Below are 12,545 nucleotides of genomic sequence, written 5' to 3'. Positions count from 1 at the left end.
GTGAAATTAGTGATGAATTAATCGTGATAGAGCTGCGAACGTCCGCCATCAATCAGGATATCCGTGGCATTGATAAAACGTGCCTCATCGCTAGCGAGAAAGAGTGCAGTATAGGCGACTTCCTCAGGTTCGCCGATACGGCGACATGGCAATATAGCTTCCTGGCGTTGTCTTTCTGCATCAGGATCGGGACAATTGTCCAGCCACTGCCGAATTGCCTCCGTCATGATCAGACCAGGAGAAATCGAATTCACCCGTATGCCTCGGGCTGCGTACTCAATCCCCAAAGAGCGGGTTAATCCGATCAATGCATGTTTTGCCACAGGATACGGGAAGCAGCCGGGAATAATCTTATGTCCATGAACTGACGCGATATTCACCACGCTACCGGCGCCCTGCTCCAACATCGCGGGCAAAACTGCACGCGTGGCGTTCCAGGCACCATCCAGATCGACTGCAAAGCAGCGCTGCCATTGCTCTTGCGTCATTTCTAGCGGATCCGAAAATACATTCATACCCGCATTGTTCACCAAGACGTCAATCCTCCCGAACCTCGCCATCGCTTGTTCTGCCACATATGTCATTGCAGCAGGGTCCGCCACATCTGCTTGCACAAAGAGGGTCTGCGCATCGCCCAGTTCTTGTCGTATGCTAGCAGCGGCATCATCATCGAGGTGGCTATTTAACACTACTTTGGCACCGTGCCTGACAAACAAACGGGCTACCGCTGCGCCGATACCTAAAGTAGAGCCCGTCACGATTGCGACCTTGTCTTGTAATCTTAATGTCATTGTGGATCTCTGATGGATAATGTTAGTTTTTTTAATTCTGGCAATGTGTGCTCAATCGTCGCACTCTTTGACTTATTTTGATTTACTTTGACTTATCCGGATTCGCCTTTTGCACCGAAGCAGCATGGTCACGCCAGACATCCAGCACCGGTAGGGCATGCCCCGAAAAATCAAATAAAGTAGTATTCGATACGACATTGATATCTGCTGCATCATCGCTTTCACGTAATGCCCATCCGATACCGGGTGTCGCAATAAAAATTGGGTCCCAGTACAAAACGCCAATCACACGACTCTCTTTGGCGAGCTTCAATCCATTGAACAATTCATTGATAAATAAGCGTTGACCCGATGGCGAACTCATCGTGGTCGGGTAAGGTCCGTTATCACTGAGCTGCCCCAGTTTTCCATTAGGCAAAGTAGGATTCCAGTTAAAACCCGTTTCCATCACCAATAGATCTTTGTTGTATCTTGCCGTCACGACATTGCTGAATTCGACAATGTCAGAAATCGTTTTTTTTGTCCAAAACGGATAGTAAGACACGCCGATCACATCCCACTGCACGCCGAGTGCTTTTGCACGGTCAAAGTAATGGAAGTACTTGTCGAAATTGCCTGCGTCATCTAGGTGAATTACTACCTGGCTCGCCGGTGTCACGGATTTCACCGCAGTATAGCCAGCCTGAAACAGACTGGCCAGACGAGGCCAATTATTGTCGCTTGCTTCGCCGTAGGGATATAGCATGCCTGACTCAACCTCATTGCCAAGGGATACAAATTGTGGCGGCGTGCCCTGAGCTTGCAGCGCCAGCATGACCTCTCGCGTTCGCTCATATACCAGTTCTCGCAGACGCTTCATCTTTGCTGCTTCATCTGGCAAAGTCTGCAATATAGACTTCCATTGAGAAGGTAAGGCCTGGGTTGTTGAATTCGTCCAGAAGTCGCTGTAATGAAATGTCAGTTGTATCTGCATTCCCAATCCAGCAGCACGCCTAGCCATGCTGAGCAAGTCAGGCAAGTCCATTGACCCTTCAGGCCAGTAATATCCATCTGCGCCCTTGCCTCTGCCAGGAGATTCATACAGTCTCAGGCGAACGATAGAATTTCCGTTTTCTTGAAGGATTTTTAGAGCATCTTTTTGCTGCCCATAGCGGTCAGTGTACTGAGCACCATGCTTCTCCATCAGCGTTAATGCCGATACATCACCACCTGTTAAAAATGGCTTCGCTACGTCATCGCGGCTAAGTTGAATCTGATCCAGCTCTGCCCATTCTCCGGCATGAGCATGAGAATGAATGCCAATAACAAGCTTACCGTCCAGCGCAGGAATGCCCGGAATAACAATCTCCCGAAAATCGTTGGCAGCAGGCAGGCTGGTGCGCGCTTGAGTAAAACCGTTCATTTGAGCAAAAACAAAACATGAGGATTGTCCGCCACTACTCTTCGCCTTTGCGCGAAGCGTATAGTAGCCAGGCCGTAAGCCCTCCAGTTGCTGATAGCTTGTCACGCGATAAGAGTGACTGGCGCTATGCCGCAGTACGGCACTCACATCGACATTGACTTGCGCTATATTCGACACACCAGCATCACCCTGGTCAAACCAGCCATTCACATGCTGATGTTCTGCATTTTGTTTCGCAGGTTGTTGAGCAGCATCGCCGGATTCAAAGGCTAGTGCCGCCGGCGCAAGAAATAACGTTAAGAAACAAGCGATAGTCCCTGCCACGAGACGTCTTACTAAGTCCCTCAACATGTCCCGATGTGCGCGCCGACATATATGCCAATGCAGGTACAGATTAAGCACGTGCTCCTCGCGTTTTGAGCTGGTCTAATAAAACCGCTACCAATAAAATCAGGCCACGCATCAGATATTGATAAAACGCATCTACGTCCATCAAGTTCATGACGTTCTCAACGGTTCCCATAATTAAAACGCCGATCAGGACGCCAAAAATTCTTGCTTTACCACCTTGTAAGGAGACACCACCCAATACGCAGGCAGAAATTACATCTAATTCAAAACCTTGTGCAGAATTTGGCTGTCCGCTCGTCATTCTCGATGCCAGAATCAAACCTGCAAACGCAGTAACCAATCCTTGTAATAAAAAAATCCATACTCGTAAACGTTCAACCCTCACCCCCGCCAGACGCGCCGCCTCTGGGTTGCCGCCGATTGCCAGCGTGTTACGACCAAAGACGGTGTTATTTAATAAAATACCAAACACAATAAAACAAGCAGCAACGACCAAAACCGGAACAGGAATGCCAAGCAGACGTGCGTCGCCAAGACTAATAAAATTTTCGTTGGAGATACCAACTGCCTGACCTTTAGAAACAATAAAGGCAAGTCCCCGCACCATTAACATCGTCGCCAGTGTCGCGATTAGGGCATTAACCCGCAGATAAGCGATCAGAAATCCGTTACCAGCACCGATAACCGCACCAGCCAATAAGCCGCCACCGATTGCCAGAGTAATGCTCTGGGTATGCTCCAGAATGATTGCACCAAGTACACCCGAAAAAGCAATTGTAGAACCAACGGATAAATCAAAGTCTCTGGATGCCAGGCACATCATCATCGTGCAGGCAACCATACCGATCTGGGCAACGGACAACATGAGTCCTACAATATTCGCAGAAGAGAAAAAATTCTCTACCGTGATAGACAATAAGCAAAATAGGATTGCGTAAGCAATCGGCATACTTTGTTGAATTAACCAACGTTTTTTATCTTGCATAGTCTGGGTCTCGGGCTGAACAGGATGAGAATTATTGGTCGTCATCTCATCTGTATGGGGTGAACTAAGAGAAGTCATAAGCTTGTACCTATCGTAAATTATGTTAGTTGCATATCAGGGAGCGCTAAACTCAGCACAGCGGCCTCGGTCGCTTGTGCCCGCTCCAGTTGTCCGCTAATGCGTCCTTCTCGCATGACGATGACGCGATCAGCGATGCCAAGAACTTCGGGCAACTCACTCGACACAACGATGACACAGCATCCTCGTTCAGCAACCTCTCTGATGATGCGATAGATTTCATTCTTCGCACCGACATCAATACCGCGAGTCGGCTCATCGAGTATCAGCACTTTTAAATCAGGTTCTGCCAGCCATCGAGCCAGAATAACTTTTTGCTGATTACCTCCTGACAGCAATCTGATTTCCTGTTCTCTGTTTGGTGTTTTTATTTTCAGTCGCTGAATAAACTGATCAGCGAGAGCAGCTTCTCGTTGGTTACGGATAAATAAACCGCCTAGTAATCCATTACGGCGACAACTGATATTAATATTTTCTGCTACCGATGCTTGTGCCAGAATCCCCTGCTCTTTACGATCCTCTGGGCATAGAACGATGCCAGCGTCAATTGCGGCAGCAGGCCCGGCTCTGGATACTTCTATACCATCCAATCTGACAGACGACTCAGGACTGCGTTTATCTGCGCCGTATAGCAATCGCATCATCTCGCTACGCCCTGCGCCCACCAGCCCAAAAAAACCGAGGACCTCACCACCGCGCATACTAAATTCCTGGCCGACGGGTAACTTCTCCCCTGCCAGCCCTTTCACCACAAGGCGTTCTTCACTCAGTGCACGAGTACGGTAGTCATAGATGTCGTCTAGTTCCCGACCAACCATATCGCTGATCAGCATCTCTTTCGGCACATCATTCATCACTTTGTGTGTCACTATTTTTCGTCCGTCTCTAAAAATGGTGCATGCGTCACACAGGGCATATAACTCTTCGAGCCGGTGAGAAATATAAATAATGACGCGACCTGCCTCACGTAAATCCCGGATCAAGCGGAACAAAATTTCACTTTCACGGTGCGATAAACTGCTTGTCGGCTCATCAAAAGCAATGACCTGAGCATCTTGCAGGACAGCTTTACAGATTTCGACCATTTGACGCTGAGCGATAGACAAATCTGCCAGCCGGGCATCGGGATCCAGATCGACACCAATAGCTGCCAGGCGTTCTGCTACCAGATGCCGGGCTTTGCGTTTATCGACCAATCCAAATTTTTGTGGCAAGCGACCAAGCAAGACGTTTTCTGCCACCGTAAGCTCAGGCACATATTGCAACTCTTGATGAATTACCGCTATACCGGCAGAGATAGCATCTGCAGCAGAATTGAAACGGCACTCCTTGCCAGCGATAAGCAAACGACCACCGTCGGGGCGGTATTGCCCTCCGAGGATTTTCAGGAGTGTGGATTTTCCTGCGCCATTTTCACCCAGCAATCCGTGCACAGTTCCGGCCTGCGCCTCAAAGCTCACGCTTTTAAGTGCCTTGACCCCCGGGAAGTTTTTTGAAACCTGATCAAACTGAAGATATGAAGACATCACTTCCACCACCTCAAAGGCCAAACTGCGCGCGAACTTCTGCCTGATTCAGACGTGTCATCAAAGTGCCGGTCGTTAAGGTTATCGGTGCAGGCGGTTTATTTTCCGCGATCCATTGATACATATTGATTGCGGTCTCATATCCATGACGCTTTGGACTGATCAATACTGTTCCGTAAAAGCCAGTGAGTTTTGGTTTGGAGAATTCGTTTTGAGCGGTTTTACTGCCGCCTATACCGATCCCAATTAATTTATCACTCGTAAAACCACGGCCTTCGGCAGCACGAATCGAGCCGAGCACGGCTTCATCATTCATACCGAATACGAGCCAGTGCTTGAAGTGGGTATTTTTAGTAAAAGCAATATTCGCAGCATTAAAGGCACTTTCTGTATCCGTCTTGGACTGCGCAGCGTCAACGATATTTGTGACAGGAAACCCTCCTGCCTTTAACGCATCGACTGCCCCCTGAGTACGTTCGCGCGCAGTAGGTAACTGATCGAAGGCGAGGCGCAAAGCACCAACATCAGAAGCTGCCCAGCCACGCAGTTTCATCTCACCCAGCAATCCCTGTCCTACTTGTTTACCAATTTCATATGCAGAAATTCCCATATGAGGAATGGATGCAATCGGTTTACCATTTCCATCGACGAGTTGATCATCGACCGACATGGCTTTTAATCCGATGCGTTTAGTCGCTCTTTCGACGGCAATACCTAATTTGACATCAGGTGCGCAAATTACAAATCCTTGCGCCTTTTGAGCGGCCAGATTATCGATGGCGGCAATCATTTTCTCACCGTTCGGGATGCCGATTTTCACTAAAGAAAACCCTTTTTCCTTCGCAGCCTGCTCAGCAAAACGCCACTCATCCTGAAACCATGGTTCTTCAGCTTGCTTAACCAGAAAACCAATCTTGACCGGATCCGCAGCAGCGGCCATTTGAGTAAGGCCAGCGCTACATACAAACGTACTAAGCAGGAGGATGGATAAGCGGGATGCGGTTGCAGATATCAATGTTGTTTTCATGATTGTCTCTTCTTTGTATTTTGTAAAATTTGATGTGAGATTGCGTCGTCATCATCGAATAAGGTATCCGGAACAGCGATGCAGTCGTCCATGCGTACGCTGAACAAGCTGCCCGCCAGCGGCATACGAATCGTTTCTTCAGCATTCATATCCTTGCGTGAACTGGTAACCATCAACTGATCACCATGCAGGCCACCAAAAGCGGGACAAGTAGGATTTTTAGCAGGGAGGGTCAAGGTCTTTAGCAGTTCACCAGTCGGCGCATACTGCACTACGCTACCAGCGCCCCACTGGGCATTCCACAAACATCCGTTACGGTCAACGACAGAGCCATCAGGGTAGGCTTTTGTATCTCTTACCTCGGCAAAAAGACGGATCCGTGATACCCGTGCCGACTCGGCATCGTAGTCACATTGCTGGATGCAACGGGTTAAAGTATCCGTGAAATACATCGTCTTACCATCAAGACTAAAGCAGATGCTATTGGCGATCGCTACTGCCGGTAATGCAAGACGACGCACACCATGTTGTACGGAATACTGATAGAAACTTGCAATAGGACGCTTCTCCGGTGCTTCGTTAATGGTTCCAAAAACAAAGTAACCTCGTCTGTCGGTACGTCCATCGTTAATACGTGTACGAGACTCAAGTGGATCAACGGCAACCAGTGCCTGCACTGGCAGATGTGATGACACTGACACCTCCGTCGTCTCGCTCTGCTCAGGCACACTGGCAAAACACAAACGCTTCGCCAATCCAAGTAGTAAGCGACCTGAGCGACAATGCGCAAAGGATCCGACCCGATCAGGCAGCCGATAGCTTGTTACCGGGCCTCCGCCTGCCGGCCATGCATGCAATGTAGCAGCCTCGATGTCAGTCCACCACCAGCTATTGCGTACTGTACTCCACAGCAAACCCTCGCCCAGTATCGCGCTCTGTGCAACAGCCAGTTGCATGTCCGGCAGCTCATTTTGGTATGAATTAGCAGCGACTGGCATCACATATCCAGATGCAGGCTAAGCGCAAAACGACGATCATCTACATACACACCGCGCGGCATATTATCGATACTGTAGTAGCTGCGACGTACTGTTTTTGTCAGATTATTTGCTTCGAATGCTAGCTTCAGGTTTTTAGAAATCGCATAACTGATATACGCATCCAGCATGCCGTAAGCCTTCATATAGACGGGAGTCTGGGCTATCTTGGCACCATTGGAGGTGTAATAATTTTGCGTGCCGGCGATATAGTTGTCGCGATAGTTATACGCAAGGCGCAAGGATAACTTTTGATCATCATACATACCAATAAGGTTATAACTGTTTTTAGACAACCCTTCTAATTGCGTTTTCTGCCCACCCAATGGCCCTGGTGCAGAACTCTCAACCAAAGTGTAGTTCGCCTGCAAACCCAGTCCTTTAAATACCCCCGGCAGATGCGTAAAGAAGCCCTGATAACCCAGTTCCATCCCTTGAATCTGGCCATTGTCGCCATTACGTGGCGTGTTGACGTTGTAAGTGGAGCCGCCGTAGACCAGTGACTGCATGCTGGTTTGAATAAAACCATCCACTTTTTTATAGAAAGCAGCGCCGTATACATGGTCGCTATCGCTAATGTAATACTCGAGGGAGGTATCAAACTGATTCGCAGACAAGGTGCCCAGGTCGGGATTACCAATATAGCCGGTTTTATCATTCGCATTCAGGCTCAGGCTAGGCGTTAGCTGATCGAAATTCGGTCGTGTTACCACCTTGGATGCAGCAATCCTTGCGACTAACTTGTCGCTCAGATCCATACGTACATTCAAGCTAGGCAAGAGATCGTTTTCATCACGGCTCTTGGTTTGTGCTGTCACCACGCTACCGGAAACCTGATTGTATGAGCGCTGGCTACGCGTATTGACAAGACGCAGGCCCAGATTTCCTGTGAGGTTTTTTCCCAGGAAATTCGATTCAAAATCGGCGACACCATATGCCGCACGTGTTTTTTCGCTGTAATCGAAAGTCTGTGCCGCATCGAAACCGGGAACGCTTAAGCCCAATGCCGCACGCGATGTTGCCGGATCGCGTAGCCAGTCAAGATTCATCACTGACAACCATTGTTTCGGGAATACCCCGGCACCCGCACCGGACAGGAGATTGTTATAGGGAATAACGCCGATCTGTGTTGCCAGTCCGGTTGAGGCCCCGGCAACAGCACCCGTTGCTGAACTACTAAAAATATCATTGATCGTATTGATTTCGGCACTGGCAGCAGTACGATCCGACAAACGGAGCCCTCCGCGCAAACGGGTTATGAACGCTGTGTCGATTCCTTTTTCAGCATCGAGACGCCACACAGTCTCGTGTCCATCGTTCTTTTGACGGAAATAAAGCCCTTTATCGGCCCAATATTGGGACGGCGTCGTCAGATCGCTGGCATTGCCCAGGACGGGATAGGCGGATGGCGTAGCAGTTCCGAGGTCAAAGGTGAAGGCGGGATTGTTGGTCCATGTCCCCAGCCGGACTTCTTGATATAAACGGGAAAAATCGCTATTCGTGTGGCTTAACTCTGACTTGATTTTCCAATTACCAGATTTCCAGCTTCCCCCTAAGGCAAGTTGTGAGGTAGTCGTTTCGTTGTCGCCAATATAGCCGGATGTACTCATACTGGCACCCCAGAACGTACCGCTTTGAAACAGATTGTTTGGTGCCGTCACTGCTCCTTTAGGCCACAACTGCCCAGAGTTTGTACTCGCGTTGTAATTCGCCCAGAACGGAGAGGCGAAGAAGCCATAGGTATCGGTTTTTGTCTTCAGCTCGGTGTAAGCCGTATCCAGATAAAACTCAAACTCCTTTGATGGACGGTACTGAAGTGTCGCACTCACACCTGTACGATCGCGCGAACCGAGTTCGTATGCAGTCCATGATCCCGTAGGTGCATAAATGCCGGAACCATCGGCCAATTGCGCTGGAGCCCCCAGCTCTTGCGTGTCGGAGCGATAGTTACGTTTTTGTTTTGATACACTCAGCAAAGCACCAAATTCACCGATATCGGTATTCCAGCGATTGCTGAGCAACACGGAACCTTCGATATTATCTTTTTTGGCAAAATCAGCTTCAGTGGCTTTCAGCGTTGCCGCAACCTTGTATCCGGAAAAATCGAAAGGTCTGCGGGTACGCAAATCAATCACACCGCCGATGCCACCCTCGACCTGATCGGCAGTCGGCGTTTTATAAACATCAGCGCCCGCGAGCAATTCTGCAGGCACATCTTGAAAGGACAACCCTCTTTCCTTACCCGCAGTAAAGATAGAGCGCCCATTGAACAGTGTTTGTGTTTGGGATAGACCGCGAATTTGCACACGATCACCCTCACCGCGATTACGTGAAATCTGAACACCAGTAATACGCTGCAATGCTTCGGCTACATTCGAGTCTGGTAATTTCCCGATATCGTCGGCAACGATGGCATCGACAATTTGTTCGGCATTTCTTTTAATGTTCTGTGCTTTACTTAAGCTAGCTTTAATACCTGTGACAACGACCGTATCTGTCTGTACTGGCGTCTCTTGTGCAAACACCGGGGCACAAAATAAAGAACTGACGGCCAAACTTGTTGCGGTACGTTTCAGCGAAAAACGATATTGTGATTTACGCGTCATCATGACGACTACGTCTGAAAAATTTTCCTGGCTCATTCCTGTCTCCTTATTGATTTTGATTCACTTGTAACGCCATGCTCTTTGATATGGTCGTTTTATGCGTTCAAGTTATAGGTTCATGCTATTCCGGACTAATGCTTTGTTTGATGGGAGCTATCATAAATTGATATAGCTCACTCAGGTTCATCGTCACCAGCCATCATGGTTTGACATGCAGGTAATAGACCGGAACCACACGGACTTGTCGTAAAGCTGCAACCTGTGCGGCTCCTTGAAAGTTAATTCGATGCTCTTTTGGCAAATAGACCGGCGCATCAGCACGGAGCGGCAACACAGTGAGAGTGAGCGACAGATCTCTTCTGGCAGTAGATTTGAGGCTATATTGCCAACGCTGGCCGTTGTAATACCAATCGTCAAGCATCTGTGTGCCATCAAACAAACGACCGATATCACCAATAAAATCTATCTCGAGCAAGGCATCATCGATATCGCGCAATTGCTCTTTTGGGAGATCAATTTTCCATCCTGCTGCGTAGCGAAAATTTTCTGGAATAGGCTGCATCGCTGCTTTCGCCAAGCCACCAATCACAACCGGTGGCATGGGCTGTGCCTCACGTAAGACAGTCACTACAGGGGTAATACTTGTTAATTTTTTCTGTGCTGGACTGGAGGTAGCTGATGATTCGAACCTCTGAAATATCCCATCCGGTGCGGTCACTTTGATTTTTTGCTTTGCACTTGGTGTACGTTGTAAGGCCGGATAGATGCTAAATCGAAAATCAGGATTTCCTTGCGCACTTAATTGCAGACCATCGTCAGTAAAATATACGTCTTGCTCACTCAGCAGAATACGACGCTGACCAGCGACATTTCCAATACTCATATGTTGTATCTGATCAGGAGACAAAACCAAGACCGTAACAGGCTTGTTCCCGGGAGCGCGCAATGTGAAGGCGGCTTTGGTACCGGGGACAATATGGTCAAGCAACAGATGTCCGTCTTTTATACTGGCCTGTGAGTTTGCCGCACTCACGTAAGGCGCGACATGAGCATCAAAAGCAAATTCAACAGGAATATCTTTTTCTGCAGCGAAGACATATAGCACGCCGTCTTTACCGTGATCCAGGCGTGCTACTGGTTGTGCCGTCGCATATGTCAGTGACGTACCGTCTAAATCAAAATTAATCGGCCAGATAAAATAGCTGCCATTACGAATGTCAACAGGGCTTTGAGGAAAAACGACTGCCTGATGCGGCAATTTAACAGAAAATTGCAGGCTATTTTGCACAGCCATATCGTATTGCCGCACATAGTTATTAAAAAATAGAAACCCGCTGTCACCGACGCTGCGCACTGAAAAACGTGGCGTCGTTAAATCTGTCGCCGACGTCGCCGTCAGCTCGGGTTTACGGACGCTCATGGGTGCCAGACGAGTGCCGAAATCTTGTAAAAAATAATGATAGGGTCTTAACCTGGCAAGTACAGGCCGCTGCTGGCCATCAGGACCAAGAGGTGCATTAAAGTCGTAACTAATCATCGGCGTATCGTTATAACCGCCATTAAGCGTACTTTCTTCCAGCGTTGTTTTTCCAACGGGATTACGCCCACCATGGAACATGTAATAACCGAGTAAGTTAACGCCGGAACCAAGTTGCACCGGTAACATTGATGCAATATCATCCGGTGTCACCAGTGTTCTGCGACGATACATAGCGGGCAAACCGGCACCATATTCAGCGCCCAGAAATGGTGTGAATGCCATATCGGTTTCTGCCGTGCCAGGAGCTGAGGCCGCTGTCTGTGCGCCAAGATCGCCACTGACTCTGCTGTCGAAACGGAATGCATAGGTTTCTTTTGGCGGCAACTCGACAGTGCTGACACCCCACGGTTCGTCAGGGTAACCACCAAAAACTGGTGTCACTTCGCCGGAGGGATAAACCGTACCATCCCATCCGGTAACCGTGTACAAAGGCACATCCATACCAACTTGCAATGCGAGTTGCTTGAGTTTCAGTATGTGGGCAGATCCCTCGCCAGGATTATTCAGGTTGTATTCATTCTCTAATTGAATTCCAATAACGCTGCCACCCTGCTTCCAAAGCTGGCCTTTCAATTGCTTGCCAATCTGCTGATACAGCCGCTCGACATAATGTAAGTATTGCGGATCATTGCTGCGGGTAGGCATGGCATTGACGACCCAGTCCGGTATACCGCCAAAACGCGCCTCGGCATGCGCCCATGGGCCTACGCGCACCACCACTTTTAATCCCAGCTTGGTACATAGTTCGATAAACCGATGCAAATCACGGTTACCGCTCCAATTAAACTTTCCTTCGAGCTCTTCATGATGATTCCAGATGACATAGCTGGCCACGATATCGATTCCGGCTGATTTCATTTTTCGCAGTTCGGCCTCCCAATGACTGGCCGGGCTACGTGAATAATGGAACTCCCCCATAACCGGAAGCCAGGGCTGACCATTGCGTGTCAGGTACTGGTTATTAATGCCGATCGTTTGCCCGTCCGGTGCTACGGCAGTGCCCATGCGTAAATATCCGGTCAGTGGCATTCGTACCGGCGTACTGGCATCTACCGTCAATAAGGTGACGGCGCTGACCTGCATGCTAAAGGAGCAGGTCAGCAAGATTGCTAGCGTGAGTTGTTTAACCTGAGCAAGCTGATGATGCGGGAAATATTTTTGCATTTTGTCTCCGACTATTTTTAAGTTTTTTAAGCCTTTTT

At 48.8% G+C, this 12,545-nt stretch carries 8 protein-coding genes; all 8 read right to left on the bottom strand.

All coding sequences use genetic code 11. The annotated features are described in order from the left end of the window. Positions 1-17: 17 nt before the first annotated feature. Positions 18-791, bottom strand: a complete 774-nt coding sequence (locus ACO0K4_RS11455) for an SDR family oxidoreductase (protein WP_422956753.1) — start codon at positions 789-791, stop codon at positions 18-20. An 82-nt stretch (positions 792-873) separates the two neighbouring features. After that, complete coding sequence (locus ACO0K4_RS11450) at positions 874-2,517, bottom strand: glycosyl hydrolase 53 family protein (RefSeq protein WP_422956752.1); 1,644 nt, start codon at positions 2,515-2,517, stop codon at positions 874-876. A 70-nt stretch (positions 2,518-2,587) separates the two neighbouring features. After that, positions 2,588-3,574, bottom strand: a complete 987-nt coding sequence (gene araH, locus ACO0K4_RS11445) for an L-arabinose ABC transporter permease AraH (RefSeq protein ID WP_422956957.1) — start codon at positions 3,572-3,574, stop codon at positions 2,588-2,590. A gap of 53 nt (positions 3,575-3,627) precedes the next feature. Continuing rightward, positions 3,628-5,133: an L-arabinose ABC transporter ATP-binding protein AraG gene (gene araG / locus ACO0K4_RS11440; RefSeq protein WP_422956751.1), complete on the bottom strand. Its 1,506-nt coding sequence runs from the start codon at positions 5,131-5,133 to the stop codon at positions 3,628-3,630. Between the two features lie 13 nt (positions 5,134-5,146). Then, positions 5,147-6,073, bottom strand: coding sequence for an arabinose ABC transporter substrate-binding protein (locus ACO0K4_RS11435; protein WP_422956956.1), 927 nt, complete (start codon positions 6,071-6,073; stop codon positions 5,147-5,149). An 83-nt stretch (positions 6,074-6,156) separates the two neighbouring features. Next, positions 6,157-7,158, bottom strand: coding sequence for an SMP-30/gluconolactonase/LRE family protein (locus ACO0K4_RS11430; RefSeq protein WP_422956750.1), 1,002 nt, complete (start codon positions 7,156-7,158; stop codon positions 6,157-6,159). Continuing rightward, positions 7,158-9,839, bottom strand: coding sequence for a TonB-dependent receptor (locus ACO0K4_RS11425; protein ID WP_422956749.1), 2,682 nt, complete (start codon positions 9,837-9,839; stop codon positions 7,158-7,160). The genes ACO0K4_RS11430 and ACO0K4_RS11425 overlap by 1 nt, the downstream gene beginning before the upstream one ends. A 163-nt stretch (positions 9,840-10,002) precedes the next feature. Further along, positions 10,003-12,507: a beta-galactosidase gene (locus tag ACO0K4_RS11420; protein ID WP_422956748.1), complete on the bottom strand. Its 2,505-nt coding sequence runs from the start codon at positions 12,505-12,507 to the stop codon at positions 10,003-10,005. Between the last annotated feature and the right edge of the window lie 38 nt (positions 12,508-12,545).

It is taken from the genome of Undibacterium sp. RuTC16W, from assembly GCF_049339445.1.
GTDB lineage: Bacteria > Pseudomonadota > Gammaproteobacteria > Burkholderiales > Burkholderiaceae_D > Undibacterium.
Note: the sequence above shows the minus strand (reverse complement) of the source record. Positions and strands in the feature narration are given on the sequence as shown.

Excerpts from the sequence above, each read along its gene's own strand:
- araG (WP_422956751.1), bottom strand. The coding sequence starts at position 5,133 with ATGTCTTCATATCTTCAGTTTGATCAGGTTTCAAAAAACTTCCCGGGG.
- araH (WP_422956957.1), bottom strand. The coding sequence starts at position 3,574 with ATGACGACCAATAATTCTCATCCTGTTCAGCCCGAGACCCAGACTATG.
- ACO0K4_RS11430 (WP_422956750.1), bottom strand. The coding sequence starts at position 7,158 with ATGCCAGTCGCTGCTAATTCATACCAAAATGAGCTGCCGGACATGCAA.
- ACO0K4_RS11420 (WP_422956748.1), bottom strand. The coding sequence starts at position 12,507 with ATGCAAAAATATTTCCCGCATCATCAGCTTGCTCAGGTTAAACAACTC.
- ACO0K4_RS11455 (WP_422956753.1), bottom strand. The coding sequence starts at position 791 with ATGACATTAAGATTACAAGACAAGGTCGCAATCGTGACGGGCTCTACT.
- ACO0K4_RS11425 (WP_422956749.1), bottom strand. The coding sequence starts at position 9,839 with ATGAGCCAGGAAAATTTTTCAGACGTAGTCGTCATGATGACGCGTAAA.
- ACO0K4_RS11435 (WP_422956956.1), bottom strand. The coding sequence starts at position 6,073 with ATGGCCGCTGCTGCGGATCCGGTCAAGATTGGTTTTCTGGTTAAGCAA.